This is a genomic window from Paenibacillus sp. FSL R5-0486, assembly GCF_037975155.1.
GTDB lineage: Bacteria > Bacillota > Bacilli > Paenibacillales > Paenibacillaceae > Paenibacillus > Paenibacillus amylolyticus.
The window spans coordinates 3367103-3383401 of sequence record NZ_CP150237.1 but is presented as its reverse complement, the minus strand read 5'-3'; the positions used below and the strand labels follow the sequence as shown (position 1 = coordinate 3383401).

The window sequence follows — 16299 nt, the reverse complement described above, 5'->3', positions numbered from 1 at the left end:
GGGCGGCTTTTGCGTATCTTTATTGTTTCTCATCAGGATTGATCATGCGATATTCAAAATTCGAAAAGTCAGCTGTTCCTCCAGCTATCTCAGTTGAATATACAAACAACCCCGTTCGACAACCCATAAAATGATCCAGTTTATATATCATTTTGTGGACAATCCCTATATCTCTCCATTCAGTTCCATCGAAATAGGCAAAAGAGCACTCATCCAGATTGTTCTCAAAATTTCCGAATGCTTTTAGTTTAACTACTGGATCTGATACCGGGATACGTTCATGTTCAGTGGCTGGCTTCTGGTCGATCAGATTGCCAAATATGGTGGAATCCTCACTATCTCTGGCATGCATGACCAAGTAAAACTTACTATCCTGCTTCGTGAGAGCGATCATACCGTACGAACCGATCAGAAAGCACAACCCGGCATAATCCCCATCATTCAGACGACTGCCGTCAAGCGTAACTATTGCTTCGCAAGCGGGCCCCATTGAACGCTGGGTTAGTGTGTTTACCGCAAACGTCAGATTTGGGCTGATCTGTCCCGTTCGAACACGATACACCCCCGATTTCTCTGTAACGGACCAGAGTTCATGATTAGGTGTATGATTCCATTGCCAAAAATCACGGAGGCGGACGCTTCCATCTTCTTCGGGTTCATAATTGAAACTGTCGCTACCTACTAACGGGTTATAACGGTGCTCTGGTCTCGTGCTCGGGATATCAATCTGCTTCGGCGCTTTGTTTGCAAAGACCGGTATACCTTGATCAAAGTGTAGCGGAACCAAAACAGGAACCCGGCCAACAGCCCCATGATCCTGAAACAGCATTGCATACCAGTCTCCATCCGGCGTATCCACGATACCGCCCTGAGCAACACCTGAATTGAAATAATCCATATCGTCATTAAATACTTCTCCACCAGTGAAGACATCTTCCAGAGAATCTGCCATATAAAACGCCTGTGTTCTACGTCCGGAAGCTTTCGTGATATGAATCAGGAACACAATATATTTACCATTGATCTTGTAAAAATGTGCTCCTTCATAACCAAGGTGATGAGGTTGCTCGTCTTTTACAATCAAGCGATGCACTCCACCAGGTTTGGGCCCGGACAGATCAGAGCTTAATTCGGTCAGATAGATCTCGGTATTACCGTACACGAGATATGCTCGTTCATCATCGTCAAAAAATAAGGAGCAATCATGGTAAAACCCTTCCACGATCTGTTTCTTCCATACTCCCGAGATGGAGGTCGACGTATATAAGTATGTCTTACGGGTATCATTCGCAACAAAGATCACATAGAACATTCCTTGATGATAGCGGAGTGATGCAGCCCACATGCCTTTACTATAAACGTGATGACCATCCACCAGCCGTTGTGCAGGTGTATCGTCCAATGTGTCGTATACATATGTGGCTACTTCCCAATGGATCAGATCATATGAACGCAGGATGACACATCCCGGCATCATATGCATGGTTGTACTGACCATATAATATGTGTCATCTACACGAATAACATCAAGATCCGGGTAATCGGCCCAAATAATCGGATTCGGATACATGCTTTAATTACACCTCATTTTGTCTATTAAACTTCCATTCTCTTAAAAGGATGGTTGGGCTGTCTGTTGAACTTTTAAGCTTAATATACAAGTCTTGCACACCTTTCGCACCCGTAACATTAGTTGTTAGTTCCATCCATTGAAGAGATTCGGTTGCAGGTGGAACAATGATTTCTCCAATTAACAGTCCGTCTGTACGATCAAGTCGAAGTTCTAACGTACCTTCGGTTCCTTGATTCGCAATCGTGGCTGTGAAGGTTGTAGGTCCTTCACTTTCAAAGTCGACCTTGGATATAGCTATCCAGCTGTCATTATGCAGCTTAGCGGAGATCATATTCGAATCTGATGCAGACATCTCACCAGAGTCAAAATATTGCTCTGTTGATACTCCGCTACTCCATCCAATCGTCGAACCGCTTACCCGCCCATAGGGATCGAAGCACTTGATTTGATCTACGCCCTGATAATCGGCATGTACCTTCTTGATCTTACCCGTGGCCTCATCATGTTCGACTCGATTAAGATGTGTTGACCGGTAACCTTCTGGGATATTCATGGCTTGGCATAATGTCTGGGCATGATAGGCAATGTACCACTGATCCGATAGTTGAAATATAGCATGGTGATTGTTGCCGCCAATATTAAAAAAGTGTCCAGGATTCTGGAGTAACGTACCCTGATATGTCCATGGCCCCATTGGCTGAACACTGGTCATATATGCAATCTCACCAGGTGGTGGGCTGCCATCTGGCCGATCGCCCTCAATAAAATTGGAACAATACGTAAAGTAGTAACTATTATTATATTTATGTATCCCTGAATCTTCAAACATATAAGGCGCCTGAATAACCTTCGCTTTGCCAACAACGCTGATCATATCGTCTCCCAATCGCATAACTCTTGCCGTATCCGGTCTTTCTGCTTTCCCCTGTGGAATACCACCACCGAAATAGATGTAGGCCTGCTGATCATCATCTACAATGACAGCCGGATCAAATAGCCAGGTTACTTCCTCCACTCCCGGAGTCTCTCTTGTAATAAGTGCCTGTCCTATAGGATCTATCCATGGACCTACAGGTGTGGGTGCAGACAGTACACCTATTCCACTGGCATTGTTGGCGAAATAAAGAAAGAAACAGTCCTTGCCCTCCAAGTTTCGATGAGCAGCTGCCGGGGCCCAGGATTGCGAAGCCCATGTTGCTGCGCCTTGCGGTCCAGCAACTCTGATCTCCCCGTGATCGGTCCAGTTGATTAAGTCATCCGAAGAAATGACCGTAATCCGGTTGATTGAACTGTAGCTGTTTTTCTGAGGAAGACCGTCCTTATCATATTCCAGCTTATCACTAGTCATATATAAGTAGACTCGATTGTTAAATACCAAAGCATAGGGATCCGCTCCGAATTTGTGGGCCACCAGAGGGTTACCGTTGGGACGAAGCTTTCCAATCTCCCCTGGAATACTCTCCAGATTGGCAACTTGATCTTGCTTTTGCTCACCAGCTTGTGGTGTGGAATGATGATTCATCAAAAGAATCCCCCTATAATCGTTTTTAGTTGTGTTTTTTTACGAGAAAGCGTTTGCAATACAAAAGGTAACATGATAGGATGATTACATTTTAAGGTAAGCTGAGTACAATTTCATTGCGTTAACCGCTCTATTTATTGCGTGAAATGACGGGAGGTACTTCATGAATGGATCCTCTGAGTGTTTTTATGATCCCATCCAGCCTGAGCTCTTATATCTACACAGCGTAACGACGTATAAGCTGGAAACGATCTATCATCGCCATAATGCATACGAGATCTACCTGTTTCTTCGTGGTAACGTTCACTTTTATGTAGAAAATCGATGTTACCATGTACAGCCTGGCGATCTGCTTGTGATGTCACCCGAGGAGATGCACCGAGCCTTTATTCTGGATGAATCTGAGTATGAGCGAATTACAATCAATCTCAAAAAAACATATCTGTTTCAGCTTTCCACACCATCAACCAATCTATCGTCATGTTTTGATCATCGCCCCAAAGGAACAGGCAACATCGTACATTTAGACGACGATAACTTGAAGCGGATGCTGCAATGTACAAACGAACTGGAAGGATTGCTTGCTTCCGATGCGTATGGCACCGATATCAAAATAAATGCAGCCGTAGCCCAATTGTTGGTCATGATTAACGTCTGGTTTCATAACAATTCCTTTGTTCCCAATGACATTATGCCTGAACTAGTTCGTGAAACCATGGATTATATTGAAACACATCTAAATCAAGACATTACACTTCGCAAACTTGCCGAAGTGTTCTACATGAACAGTACTTATATCAGCCGCCAGTTCAAAAAGCATACTGGATTGACCATCCGTTCCTACATTTTGGGTCGTCGTATTGAACGGGCCAAATTTCACCTGTCTGAAGGAATGAGTATTACGGATGCATGCTTTCAATCGGGCTTTAGTGACTATGCCAATTTTATTCGCAGTTTCACCAAAATGGTCGGCATCTCCCCTGGTAGATATATCAAACAAAGACGTGATGCAATGGAAGCTTTGCCAAAATAATGACAAGCTCATTCAATGTAAACTAAAAAACATCAAGCCATCCTTCATGGCTTGATGTTTTTTAGTTCTTGATATACTTCGGATCTGCAAACAACTCATTATTATTATACGCCAGTTAATTGATCTCTTTACCCGTCCACAATCGAACGCGATCTTTAATCCACTCCGTATACTGCTGTTCCATGGCTACTGCACCTGCATTATCAAGTTCGGTAATCATATTGTCGTATATGCCTTCAAAGGCACTCGGAGAGGATGTAATCGCTTCGGCGATCCGTTTCTGAATAATATCCTGCGTTTTCTGATACACAACGTTATAATCCCCGCTATCCGAAGGAATCGGCATATTGTAAGCAGCACCCCACTCTTTCACCGGAAACTCCTTTTCGGAAGGGAACAAGTCCTTCCATGTGGTGATGCCATAACCTTTCAAAGCTTCTTTTTCCTCATCGGAATAACTTTGCTGAATCTGTTCAGGATAATTCGTTGTATAGTAGTTATCCGTTGAATCTTTGACGCCATCCCCGTAATGAGCACCAAAAATGTAATACAAGCCTACTCCGGTTTCTTTGGTGAATGTGTTATTGTCTTTGTTTTTACGTTCCTGTACATCGGCTGGGATGGTGCGAACACCGTCTTCCACGTTATATTGCTCGCCTTCAACGCCCCAGTTTCTCAATACTTGCCCTTCTTCAGAAGACATCCAGTCCAAAAATTTAATAGCCCGGACAGGATCTTCACAATCTACAGTTATGCCAATGCCATAACCGTCAAAGCCAATATTCTGGAAATCTTTACGCTGAAAGTTGTCATCTAGCGTGACCGGATAGAATCCGTAGGTCATGTCGTCTTTCCCTGCACTTTTCAAAGCATTTTCCGCATCACTGAATCCCCAGCTTGGATCAAGCAAGGATAACACGCGACCACTGGCGATTTTGGACTTATACTGGTCATCCTTCTGAACAAAACTGTCCTTATCCAGCAAGCCTTCATTGTACATCTTGTTCAACCACCGGAAATATTCCTTCTCCTCGGGACGTTTGTAATGCAGAACGGCTTCGTAGGTGTCCGGATTGATGAAATATTCACCATCTCCAGGTCCTCCAGTAGACATGACAGCGGGATCAGTAACAGTGATCATTCGCCGCCATCCATCTGCACTAAGCGTCAGCGGAATTGTGGGTTGGCCATCATCTGTGGTCGGATGTTTCTCGTAATATTCACGTAGCACATTTTCGAAATCGTTTAAGGTTTTGATCTCAGGATACCCGAGTTCCTTGACTACACGATGTTGAATGGCAGTACCATTCGTCGCATCAAAGCTGACCTGATCGATCGCACCATTCGTTGGAATCCAATAGATTGAAGGATCGTCATTGCTGTATTTCAACCGATTGAAGTGCTCACCGTAGATCTTTTTCAAGTTGGGGGCGTGTTCTTCGATCAGATCCGTCAGATCAATCATTGCCCCGGCATCAACGAGTCTGGTCAAGTTACCTTTGGGGAAAATCAAATCCGGATAATCACCGCTTGCAGCCATCAAGGAAATACGGTCGTTTCCGCCTCCGCTCGAAATATCGAATTCAGCATCAATGCTTACACCGGTTTCTTCCGTAATTTTTTTCCCTACCGCATCCTGCATTTTGTTCCAGTTGGGACTTGCATCTGCGCCGAAGAAGGTAAATGTGATCGGGCTGTTGGTGTCACTCGTATTGGATTCGGAATTCTCTCCAGCATTTCCGCAACCGGCGGAAACTAACACAACACTTGTTACGAGACATGCTCCTAGCACTTTTGATACGGCTCTCATTATTTTTCTGCCCCCTAAATGATGTTAGTCGTAATAACCAATCCAGACATTACGATGGTTCACTTTGAGATAGTATACGCTTACATATTCAACCGTTAGTAAACGACTACAACCCTGCCTACCCTATTCCATGTTTAAAGTATAAGGAAGTCTAATAACCCCAACCTTGATTATTAAGCCATGAAAATAGCATGATCTAGACATGAGTCTCAGTAAAAATGTGAAGACCAAAAAAGCGATGGTTGCCCATCGCCTCATAAAACCAAACCTACTTTTCAATAATATAGTTCTAACGTAAATCCTTGGATTTCTGCTTCAACTTCCCGCAACAATTCCATGACTTGATCAGCGTATTCTCCAAGAATTTCTTTACTTTTCTCGAAGCCAATCCATTGAAAAGTAAGCGGCATGCTTACAGCCCCAGTTAAGACATCCCATAGTGCGTCCAAATTGCCTCCATAACTTTCGTCTAACTCAAGCTGGTTCTGCAAAATTTGATGAAGCTCTTCCTTGCTGTGAAAGTCGTTTCCGTTAATCTGAATGATGCTCATATCATTTCCTCCGTTTATTTTAACTGTTCAAATGACTTGTAATGATCTGTCGTCTGGTAGATTAGACCGTCATTCGAGTATAGAATTCGGTCGCTTCCGCGCCGTCCTCCTGAGTAATTTATATCGGCTTCGTACCAAATCCGGCCTTTTTTTTGGGGGAGTAATCCTTCCCGGTTCCTGAACACGTCGCCGCCGATGCTTTTGCCTGGAGCGACTTCTCGCAGGTTACCTTCGCTTGGTTCCCATCCCAGATCTCTGGCCTCTTTCTTGGTAATGTAATTTGGTGGGAGTTCATTGTGTTCCGAGATATAATTGGCAACCTCATCAAATCCCATATCCTCCGAAACTTGAGGTGATCCGAGATCACGCAAAGACTCTGACGTACAACCTGAGAACAATAATGCAGCGAGGATGATCACTAACGTGTAAGCAAATTTTCTGAAAAACATAATCTTTTCTCCTTTTGATGTTCTTGCTCTTGCTGTCTTCCGTTTTGGTGCTATTTCGATGACAATGCTTCTAATGTTAACGATTTGTGGTAATTAAAGCAATTCTGTAAGCCTATTATGGAGTTGAAATTCAATCAATTAAAGCTGTTGCCTTGCTCCATTGAAGCATTATTTTTATTCTACAACAAAAAAAGCCGCTAAAATAGCGACTTTAATCGTACCACGATCATTACCATTCAACACATTCATTTAATAGTTTAATTTAATGTATCCATCCAGTTCTCTAGGGCTACAACAACCTCTTCCAACTGCTTATCTTCCGTAATGGCAGGCTGATTATCTCCTTTTTGCATGCCGTATGAGCCAAATTGACCGTGATTTCCACCCTCAATACTCACATATGTCGTGTCTTCCGGAAGATTTGCTTTGGAGTTCTCCCAGTCTTCCCAGTTAAGCACTCCGTCATCCGAGCCTGTAATCTGTAAGATAGACAAGTCCGTATTCTTTACGCTCCCTCCTTCATCTGCATAAGAAGCCAAGAAAAAGACACCTTCCAACTTCTCATTGTGCTCCGTAGCATACCGTGATGCAAATGACCCTCCCAACGAATGGCCACCAATAACAAACGCTTCGTCAGGATGTTCCTCGATAAAGGAATCAGCCTTGTTCTGACCGAAAATCGCCAAGTTTATTGGCATGTTCGCGATATATACGCGGTGACCCTGTTCTGCCATTTCTCTGGCAAGTGGAGAATAACTTTCAGGTTCAACCAGACCACCTGGATAAAAAATAATATTCGGTTTGGTTATCTCTGTACCCACGGGTTCGAATCGGTAACCGTCCTTAATCTTGGCGACAATAACCTGAGCATCACTTGTCATCGCCGTTTCAGCTCGCTCAGTCGGACTATACGTAACCGAATTGAGATATACGTAAACCCCGGCCACGATGATAACAATGGACAAGATGGTCCACATAATTATTTTCTTCCATTTGTTAGTACGTTGTGCTGTTTTCAACCTTATAACCACCTTAATATGAGGATAATGATATGCCTTTTTTAACTCTTCATAATTATACTTACCGGTAAGTATAATTACAAGATGATTTTGCTTACTATCGTTATTTGTCATAAAATATTCATGGAGGGAAGTCCAATGACAGAAAAATCACCCAAACGATTGCCTGGAAGACCCAAACATGGCAACGACGATATCTCAATTCAGCAAACCATTATTCAAACTGCTTCACAGTTATTCATGGAGTATGGCTACGAAACAGTCACGCTTCAGCAGATTGGCAAAACATGTAGCGTATCAAAACCAACCATTTATTATCATTTCACCAGCAAACCAGAGCTTTTTAATGTTGCCTTTACAACGATGTTACACAATGTGAGCCGTTTAACCTCGCATATCCTTGATCAGGCCGAGAATCTGGAGTCGGGACTTGTGCGATTGGCAGAGGCCAGACTGGGCAATCCACATGCGGAGATTGAAACCATGCTCAGAGAAGCTGAGCCTTTTCTTGAACCAGCTCAAATTCAGGATATACGCAACGCGGAGCATCAGATTCATGAAGTGTTAGCCTCCCATTTCCAACGGGCAATGGATGAAAACAGACTGCGAACGGACGATCCATTTTTCCTCGCAGAGACTTTCTCGACATTGATGTTAATGGGTAACCGGGAAGATAACCTGCATAAATATGGTTCCAATCTTTCATTGGGCCAAAAGCTAGTAGATATTTTCATTCGCGGAGCGCAGTAAAAATTCAGGGCAACAAGGAGAGCTGACATGAATATCCCTAGAGGAACCTATGGGTTTCGATTCGCGGAAGACAAGGAGCTCCAACTGTGTGTACTGTATGCGGCTGGATGTGATTCAATAACCGATCCTTCTTATCATTGGGATGGACTCGAACGTTCGGACGGGCCTCTCCTGTTATTCCAATATACAATCTCGGGTGAAGGTGTATTTGAGTCGAATAATCGCATCCATCATGTTACCGCAGGACAAGCTTTTTTGGCAGAAATTCCAGGGCTACATCGCTATTACTACCATTCAGCATCAAAAGAGCCTTGGGAGTTTCTGTTCCTGCTGTTCAGACCCACTCTTATTCTGCCCCATTGGAGAAAATTTCTTCGTGAAGCGGGAGAAGTTCCCTATCTTCCCGCTGATTGTACACCCATCCGACTGTTGCGGATGATCGTGACTGATGCGGCAACAGGCAGAATAACTGATCCTCTGATCGCATCATCCAGCGTATATCAGTTCATGACAGAATTAACGCGATTACAGAGAACAACATTGCGCAACAGGGAGAATTGGTCTGAAAACATTCAAATAGCCGTTGAATACATAGAAAACAACTACTCCAAGATGATCAGTATCGATCACCTAGCGGAGCATATTTCCCTTTCCAAATATCACTTTATACGTCGCTTTTCCTCCAGTACGGGCTTGACGCCTGGTTCTTATCTAACCCGTGTACGTACCGAGAAAGCAATGGAACTGCTGCGCGGAACTTCTCTTAGCATTGAAGTCATCGCCGAGCAAGTTGGGTATTCCAGCGGAAGTTATTTTATCAAAGCCTTTCGCAGCATAACAGGCGTTACGCCAGGTGAATTTCGTAGTGGAGGAGAAAGCCTTGTGTACCGTAAATTGTTCTTCGACTAACCGCAATATTTTGCTATTCGACACTCAACATTACTATAGATATTAATAAAATCCTTTATTATGATGAATTGAGCGAGAGCAATAATTAATCCATAAAGGAGCATTCCCATGAATCATACACTTGCAGCATCAACTCCACCGCTTGGCTGGAACAGCTGGGATTGTTACGGCGCAGCCGTTACGGAAGACGAAATTCGTGGCAACGCCGAGTACATGGCAGAACATCTTAAAGACTTCGGCTGGAGCTATATTACGGTCGACATTCAATGGTACGAGCCTTTGGCCAATTCTTCGCAATATCGTCCGTTCGTTCCACTCATCATGGATGAATATTCGCGACTTATGCCTGCCGAGAATCGGTTTCCCTCCGCTGCAGGTGGACAGGGATTCAAGCCATTATCCGACTACGTTCATAGTCTGGGGCTGCAATTCGGCATTCACATCATGCGTGGTATTCCACGTCAAGCTGCACATGAGGCTACTCCGATTCTGGGAACAACCGCCACTGCGCGCGATATTGCTCATCCTAACTCCATCTGTCCGTGGAATACAGATATGTATGGTGTTGATAGCTCAAAAGAAGGCGCACAAGCCTACTACGATTCGCTTTTTGAACTGTATGCACAATGGGGCGTTGACTTGGTGAAGGTTGACGATATTGCTGCTTCAAGGCTCTATGACACCCATCAGCCTGAGATCGAAATGATATCCAAAGCGATTGAGCGCTCCGGTCGGCCCATGGTACTAAGTCTCTCTCCTGGCCCTGCTCCAGTAGAATACTCAGAATTCTTGGCTGATCATGCCAACATGTGGCGTGTCACGGACGACTTCTGGGACCTCTGGCCACTGTTATTGGATATGTTCGACCGCTGCCGGACGTGGCAGAGCGTTCCCAAAGCAGGCTGCTGGCCAGACTGTGATATGTTGCCTTTGGGTCATATCGGTATCCGTTCTGTAGACGGTGGTGGAGCAGATCGCTGGACTCGGTTCACACCTGACGAGCAGTTGACGATGATGTCACTGTGGAGCATCTTCCGTTCCCCGCTCATCTTTGGTGGTGAACTGCGAGATAACGATGACTGGACACTATCCCTGCTAACTAATCGTGAGGTTCTGCGAATGCATCGCGAGAGTTACGGAGCCAGAGAAGCCTTACACAAAGAAGATCTTATTGTGTGGACTGCCCAGCATACGGATGGTTCCTCTTACGTCGCTGTGTTTAACATCGGCGAGAATGCTCTACCTGTGGATCTGTCCATTGATGAGGTTGGACTGTCCGGCATTACCGAAGGTACCGAATTGTGGAGCCAAGAAGCAGCTCAATTAACAGAGAATTCCTTAGTTACTACTGTACCTGTGCACGGTGTGCGTCTCTATCGGTTTTCCTAAGCTTGCAAAAGAAAAAGAGAGGTCTGTCGTTCATTAGACAGACCTCTCTCTCATTTCATCAGTATGTATCCATGGCTTGAACGGCCAGATGAAATGCTTTAATCCTTCTTTCTAGAAGAGTCTTTTGTGGGCTACCTTCTTTGGAATTGGCATACATGCTCTCTAGAGATGGGAACAATCCCATCAAGACAAGACGAGCTTCTGCGATATCTTCCTCCGTGTAGGGATGAGATTTCTGATTCCATACCTTTTCCAACAGTGCTAGGCCGATGTATAAAGCTTGGAGACGTTTCTGTAACAATGTTGTGTTATTCCTTTTCTGAGTCATATTCACTAAGGCATTTTCCGATTTGCGGATGGTTGATTGAAAGGCTTTAATGGATTGCAGTTGATCTTCTTGTGACACGTTTTCCATAGAGTATAGACCTCACTTTCTTGGCTTAGTTTGTTCGGTCTTTCTATTAAATCACCTCATAAATATAACAAAAAAAGCCGCTAAAATAGCGACTTTCAATGTATTCATTCTCGATTCAGTGCTAGAGTACCTTTTCCAAAAAGCTGATCGTCCGTTCATTCTTCGGATTTCCAAATATCTCTTCAGGAGTGCCCTGCTCGACAATATAACCACCGTCCATGAAGATCACACGATCAGCTACTTCACGAGCAAAACCCATCTCATGGGTAACAATCATCATCGTCATGCCTTCGCTCGCGAGGTCCTTCATAACACCGAGGACTTCTCCTACCATCTCAGGGTCAAGCGCCGACGTCGGTTCATCAAATAACATAACATCCGGATTCATAGCAAGCGCACGAGCGATAGCTACACGTTGTTTTTGTCCACCTGACAGTTGTGTTGGGAAGCTCTCTGCTTTATCAGACAGACCCACACGCTCAAGTAATTTGAGTGCTGTATCACGAGCCTGCTGTGCATTTAATATCCCGAGTTCTCTGGGCGCAAACATGATGTTTTTAAGCACACTAAAATGAGGGAACAAGTTAAAATGTTGAAATACCATTCCAATATTTTCGCGAGCTTTGTTCAGGTTGGTTTTAGGGTCATTCAGATCCTGATCATCCACAATAACCCGGCCTGCCGTAATCACATCTAATTGGTTAATGCAGCGCAAGAAGGTACTTTTTCCCGAACCGGAAGGCCCGATGACACAGACAACTTCTCCTTCGTTGACCGCCACATCAATTCCCTTGAGGACCTGATTCGAGCCGAAACTTTTCTTCAAACCTTCAACTTTTATTTTAGCCACGACGAACCTTCACCTCCAGATAATCAGCAATTTTGGTCAATGTGATAATGACAATCAGATACATAACCGCAACCGTTAACCAAATGTCAAAAGAGGAGAACGTTCTTGCAATAACAATTTTACCCGATTGTGTCAACTCTACGAGACCAATAACGGATAAGATTGACGTATCCTTCAACGTGATAACCATCTGGTTAATGAAGGACGGAATCATAACCCGCACTGCCTGCGGAATAACGATCTTTATCATCGCTTTGCGATAAGGAATGCCCAATGAACGGGCAGCTTCCATCTGACCACGATCAATCGATTGAATTCCGCCTCGGATAATCTCGGTTACGTACGCCCCTGCATTCAGACTAAGTGTCAGAATAGCCGCCAGGAACAATGGCATCGTGAAGCCCATCGCCTGTGGAATCCCGAAATAGATAAAGAATGCCAGGACGATCAGCGGAATACCGCGGAAGATATCCACAAATACGGTGGCAACACCACGAAGGAATTTGTTCTGTCCCACCTTCATAAATCCGAAAATCAGACCGATGATAAACGCGAAGAACAGGGACACAATCGTGTATAAAAGTGTTTTTCCCAGACCTTTAAAAAGTGCAGGAAGAGATTTCTGTATTAACTCCCAACGCCCCAGATTTGCGACTTGGGCATTCTCTCCAACATATTCTTCGATAATGCGCTTGTACTCACCGTTAGCTTTGATATTCACAAGACCAGCATTGAACATCTCCAGAAGTTCCTGATTTTTACCCTTACTTACCGCAAATCCGTAGGAAGCCCCGTCTTCTTTGGCGGTAACGATTTTTAAACCATTATTCTGCTTTACCCCATACCTTAGAACGGGTTCATCTTCAAAACAGGCCACCGAATTACCGGTCTTTACATCATCATACATTTGATATGATTCATCGAATGGGACAACGGTAAAGCCATATTTTGAGGCGATGGACTCAGCAAAGCTGTACCCTTCTGTTCCCGTTTTTACAGCGACCTTTTTACCACGAAGATCTTCGTAACTTTTAATGGTATCATTATTGGAACTAATCCCCATAACAACGCCTGAATCATAATATGGCTCTGAAAAATCAAATTTCGCTTTTCGCTCATCCGTAATACTCATCCCTGCGATTACACCATCGACCTGATTGGCCTCAAGTGCCTGTACAGCCGCGTTAAATCCCAGGGATTTGATTTGATACTTGAAATTTTGATCTTTGGCGATGGCATCCAGCAAATCCATGTCGATACCAACAAAATCACCATTCTCATCTTCATATTCGAATGGAGCAAATGTGACATCAGTTCCGATAACATAGGTTTTACCGGAATCGGACGTTGCGGCAGCGTTCCCTACCCATCCTGATAGACCGCTCACCAGGAGCAGCATCAGTGAAAGTATAAAAAATGAGATCTTCGTTGTTTTCATGTGTCCTCCCCGTCTCGGTATTGTCCGAATAATCATTATTTTCTTTGGAATCGGTATTACGGTTATGCTTTTTGTCGATCTTCTGCCCATTTGATTGTTATTATTTACTGTATATTAACAATCAATGCTTTGCCTTTCCACTTGCAACATTTTCCTCCATCATTTTTTTCCAACCAGTAAAAGTCCTTTTAATACTTACCCTTTAGGTAAGCTTCGCGAAACCCAATATTACATTGTGAATCTGAAAAAAGGTACATTTACTTTAAAACGTATTATTTAAAATTTAAAACTCAAAAAAGCCGCGATTTCCGCGACTTTTTATTGTACAGTTTTTTATAATCTATTAATTTGCTCTGGTTGTCAATACAATCTCGAACTTCGAACCAGCTTCACCCGCGAATACAATAGTTCCGTTCTCAGGCAATACAATTTCGTTTTGTCCACTGACCACTGTATGATTAATGCCTATGCCAGCTTGGTTATATACAGCAAATGCGCTGTTTGCAGACATCTTGACCGTCATTTCTTTACCTGCAGCTGATGCAGGAATCGAATACCATGTGGCATGACCATTTGCCTGAATCGTTGTCTTCGATTGTTTTCCCGCATAGATCGGTTTGATGATGTCTTGAGCAGCATAAACGTTGCCTCCAGCTGTAACATATTCCACGCCATTTTCCTCATAGAAATTAAACTCCATCGTGTCACGGCCCGCTAATCCAGGAATTTGCAATTGGTTCACAGCTTGGTTAGCTCCAACGATTTTATTCGTGTAGACATAACCCGGCAGCTCATTAAAAGTATGAATGGGAATCATCGGCATCGCTGCGTTGTACAGTGTTGATGTGTATTTTTCATTGACCAAGACGTAGGCTTTGCCTTCCCGTTTCTGCCATGCGGCCTTTACTTCTGCAGACAATTCATTGTTTTCAAGCTTTTCTGCTTTATATTCCGAGGAAGCAACTTGTCCAAGTCCAGGAACAGACTGATACGAGCGAGACCACAAATATGTGTGCCCGTTGACTTCCTGAACGAATTTCAGCTTTTCCGTAGCCGCATCATTAACAAATGAGCCATCAGCGGTGTACGTATAGGACTGATCAGAACTGTTAGGAGACGACAGATTAGATAGCGTTAATTGCCCATTATCTTTTACGTCCATCTTCATTAACATGTTTGCCCCACCCGCGTACATGCCTGTGTGCTGTTTAAGTTCCTTCGGCATGTTTGTTTTCACCGGTGCATCATGTGACTTCTCCGGCTTACGCTCTGGAATGATATTCTTCTCCTCAAGCGCGCCAAGCAACAGCTCAGTTGCCAGCAATTGATCCGTTGAGCTATGACCACCCGAAGAGGTTACGGCAGCAGCCATATTATATTCCGGTAACACAATCAAGGAGGAATGATAGGTTATTGTATTGCCACCTTTGCTTACTGCCTGGATGCCGTAATCATTAAAAGGAAACAGGTTCACGCTGTCCCAGCCCAGGCCGTAACCAATAGAAGAATCGCCTTCTTCCGGCCACATGCCTCTCTTGTATTCTTCTTGCTCCATGGCCTCTACGGATTCCTCCGAAAGAACACCTTCAACCTCACCTGTAAAGATTTTCGAGAACTGAACCAGATCTTCAGCGGTGGAATAGATGCCTCCCGAGGCAATCATATTTGTAGTCTCTAATGGAAGTTTCTCCTCATCCGAAGGGGCATATGTTGCTGCCATCTTGCTAAGCTCTACAATATCCTGCGGTGTTTTGGTATGCTCCATACCAAGAGGCTCGGTTATGTACCGGTGCATGAAAGTTGTGAAGTCCATGCCACTGACCCGCTCAACCAAAATTTCAGCTAATGTAAAACCGTCATTACTATACACCGAGTATGCGCCAGGATCGGCCTTCAGATGTTGCGTCGCCAATTGTTCCAGTAACGTATCATGTGCATAGGTATCATTATCTCCAAACAGTATTGCACTGTTACTTGACGTTCCTAGAAGCCCGGATGAATGATTCAGTAACATGCGTGGTGTAATCTGTTGGTAACGCTTGTCTTTCATTTTAAAGTCCGGAATATACTTCACGACAGGCTCATCAAGATCGATCTTGCCCTGGTCCACTAGCTTCATTACGGCGGTTGTGAGCATCATTTTGCTGGTTGAACCAATGCCATACATAGTATCTGAAGAAAGCGGGATGTTGTTTATCAGGTCGCTTTTTCCTGCCTGACCGGAGATCACAATCTCACCCTCATCCATCAGTGCGTACTGCACACTTGTCGTAGCGTATGATTCAGTGAGTACCTTGGCCTTTGCACTTACTGCCTTTTTAGTTAGATCATACGTAGAGCTACTACCGTTACTGGTAGCGGGTGTGGCCATGGCCGACATTGGGGACATCATTGCAAACACCAAAGTTATGGCGGCGATAGACGTTCGTTTCTTTCGTGTCAATCTCATCTTCTCCTGTCTAGTCTATGGATTAGGAATCTCTGTGTTCGTACTCCCGTAGTGTAACCGAAGAAGATGAACTGTCTGTGGCTTGAATATGAATCGAGTATGAACCAAGCAGGACCGACCAAAATAGGTTGGACACACGGTA

14 protein-coding genes are annotated in these 16299 nt (G+C 44.1%); 4 read left to right on the top strand and 10 right to left on the bottom strand.

Annotated features, from left to right (window positions below; all coding sequences use genetic code 11):
* Nucleotides 1-19: 19 nt before the first annotated feature.
* Together MKY01_RS15175 and MKY01_RS15170 are read right to left on the bottom strand one after the other, a co-directional pair.
* Nucleotides 20-1570: a glycoside hydrolase 43 family protein gene (locus tag MKY01_RS15175; RefSeq protein WP_339286882.1), complete on the bottom strand. Its 1551-nt coding sequence runs from the start codon at nt 1568-1570 to the stop codon at nt 20-22.
* 7 nt (nt 1571-1577) lie between these two features.
* Nucleotides 1578-3095: a glycoside hydrolase family 43 protein gene (locus tag MKY01_RS15170; protein ID WP_339286880.1), complete on the bottom strand. Its 1518-nt coding sequence runs from the start codon at nt 3093-3095 to the stop codon at nt 1578-1580.
* Nucleotides 3096-3258: 163 nt separating this feature from the next.
* Between MKY01_RS15170 and MKY01_RS15165 the strand changes: the two genes are divergently transcribed.
* Nucleotides 3259-4128 (top strand): AraC family transcriptional regulator, encoded by an 870-nt coding sequence (locus tag MKY01_RS15165; protein ID WP_339286879.1) that lies wholly within the window; start codon nt 3259-3261, stop codon nt 4126-4128.
* A gap of 115 nt (nt 4129-4243) precedes the next feature.
* Here MKY01_RS15165 and MKY01_RS15160 read toward each other — a convergent pair whose 3' ends face one another.
* From MKY01_RS15160 to MKY01_RS15145, 4 genes are all read right to left on the bottom strand, one after another.
* On the bottom strand, nt 4244-5938 hold the full coding sequence (locus MKY01_RS15160) for an ABC transporter substrate-binding protein (RefSeq protein ID WP_339286877.1): 1695 nt from the start codon (nt 5936-5938) through the stop codon (nt 4244-4246).
* Between the two features lie 275 nt (nt 5939-6213).
* Entirely contained in the window at nt 6214-6489 is a 276-nt protein-coding gene (locus tag MKY01_RS15155; protein ID WP_076327603.1) for a barstar family protein, read from the bottom strand.
* Nucleotides 6490-6503: 14 nt separating this feature from the next.
* Complete coding sequence (locus tag MKY01_RS15150; protein ID WP_339286874.1) at nt 6504-6938, bottom strand: ribonuclease domain-containing protein; 435 nt, start codon at nt 6936-6938, stop codon at nt 6504-6506.
* Nucleotides 6939-7195: 257 nt separating this feature from the next.
* The gene (locus tag MKY01_RS15145) at nt 7196-7957 is read right to left on the bottom strand and encodes an alpha/beta hydrolase (RefSeq protein ID WP_282321443.1); all 762 of its coding nucleotides are present in this window, start codon (nt 7955-7957) and stop codon (nt 7196-7198) included.
* A gap of 138 nt (nt 7958-8095) precedes the next feature.
* On the opposite strand from MKY01_RS15145, the gene MKY01_RS15140 reads away from it, so the two are divergent.
* The 3 genes from MKY01_RS15140 (at nt 8096) to MKY01_RS15130 (ending at nt 11005) form a co-directional block, all read left to right on the top strand.
* Nucleotides 8096-8707 carry a TetR/AcrR family transcriptional regulator gene (locus MKY01_RS15140; protein ID WP_339286871.1) on the top strand — a complete coding sequence of 204 codons (612 nt, stop codon included), beginning with the start codon at nt 8096-8098 and terminating at the stop codon, nt 8705-8707.
* A gap of 27 nt (nt 8708-8734) precedes the next feature.
* Nucleotides 8735-9616 carry an AraC family transcriptional regulator gene (locus tag MKY01_RS15135; RefSeq protein WP_339286869.1) on the top strand — a complete coding sequence of 294 codons (882 nt, stop codon included), beginning with the start codon at nt 8735-8737 and terminating at the stop codon, nt 9614-9616.
* A gap of 108 nt (nt 9617-9724) precedes the next feature.
* Nucleotides 9725-11005: a glycoside hydrolase family 27 protein gene (locus tag MKY01_RS15130; protein WP_339286867.1), complete on the top strand. Its 1281-nt coding sequence runs from the start codon at nt 9725-9727 to the stop codon at nt 11003-11005.
* A 58-nt stretch (nt 11006-11063) separates the two neighbouring features.
* Here the strand turns inward: MKY01_RS15130 and MKY01_RS15125 are convergent, their stop codons facing one another.
* The 4 genes from MKY01_RS15125 to MKY01_RS15110 all read right to left on the bottom strand — a co-directional run bounded on the left by MKY01_RS15125 (nt 11064) and on the right by MKY01_RS15110 (nt 16157).
* Nucleotides 11064-11420, bottom strand: coding sequence for a hypothetical protein (locus MKY01_RS15125; RefSeq protein ID WP_101313750.1), 357 nt, complete (start codon nt 11418-11420; stop codon nt 11064-11066).
* A 121-nt stretch (nt 11421-11541) separates the two neighbouring features.
* On the bottom strand, nt 11542-12270 hold the full coding sequence (locus tag MKY01_RS15120; RefSeq protein ID WP_036615952.1) for an amino acid ABC transporter ATP-binding protein: 729 nt from the start codon (nt 12268-12270) through the stop codon (nt 11542-11544).
* On the bottom strand, nt 12263-13708 hold the full coding sequence (locus tag MKY01_RS15115) for an amino acid ABC transporter substrate-binding protein/permease (RefSeq protein WP_315372603.1): 1446 nt from the start codon (nt 13706-13708) through the stop codon (nt 12263-12265). The genes MKY01_RS15120 and MKY01_RS15115 overlap by 8 nt, the downstream gene beginning before the upstream one ends.
* Nucleotides 13709-14051: 343 nt before the next feature.
* On the bottom strand, nt 14052-16157 hold the full coding sequence (locus MKY01_RS15110) for a serine hydrolase domain-containing protein (RefSeq protein WP_315372604.1): 2106 nt from the start codon (nt 16155-16157) through the stop codon (nt 14052-14054).
* Nucleotides 16158-16299: the final 142 nt, after the last annotated feature.

Bases quoted from the DNA above. Each gene is read 5' to 3' on its own strand.
- MKY01_RS15175 (WP_339286882.1), bottom strand. From the start codon at position 1,570: ATGTATCCGAATCCGATTATTTGGGCCGATTACCCGGATCTTGATGTT.
- MKY01_RS15170 (WP_339286880.1), bottom strand. From the start codon at position 3,095: ATGAATCATCATTCCACACCACAAGCTGGTGAGCAAAAGCAAGATCAA.
- MKY01_RS15165 (WP_339286879.1), top strand. From the start codon at position 3,259: ATGAATGGATCCTCTGAGTGTTTTTATGATCCCATCCAGCCTGAGCTC.
- MKY01_RS15160 (WP_339286877.1), bottom strand. From the start codon at position 5,938: ATGAGAGCCGTATCAAAAGTGCTAGGAGCATGTCTCGTAACAAGTGTT.
- MKY01_RS15155 (WP_076327603.1), bottom strand. From the start codon at position 6,489: ATGAGCATCATTCAGATTAACGGAAACGACTTTCACAGCAAGGAAGAG.
- MKY01_RS15150 (WP_339286874.1), bottom strand. From the start codon at position 6,938: ATGTTTTTCAGAAAATTTGCTTACACGTTAGTGATCATCCTCGCTGCA.
- MKY01_RS15140 (WP_339286871.1), top strand. From the start codon at position 8,096: ATGACAGAAAAATCACCCAAACGATTGCCTGGAAGACCCAAACATGGC.
- MKY01_RS15135 (WP_339286869.1), top strand. From the start codon at position 8,735: ATGAATATCCCTAGAGGAACCTATGGGTTTCGATTCGCGGAAGACAAG.
- MKY01_RS15130 (WP_339286867.1), top strand. From the start codon at position 9,725: ATGAATCATACACTTGCAGCATCAACTCCACCGCTTGGCTGGAACAGC.
- MKY01_RS15125 (WP_101313750.1), bottom strand. From the start codon at position 11,420: ATGGAAAACGTGTCACAAGAAGATCAACTGCAATCCATTAAAGCCTTT.
- MKY01_RS15115 (WP_315372603.1), bottom strand. From the start codon at position 13,708: ATGAAAACAACGAAGATCTCATTTTTTATACTTTCACTGATGCTGCTC.
- MKY01_RS15110 (WP_315372604.1), bottom strand. From the start codon at position 16,157: ATGAGATTGACACGAAAGAAACGAACGTCTATCGCCGCCATAACTTTG.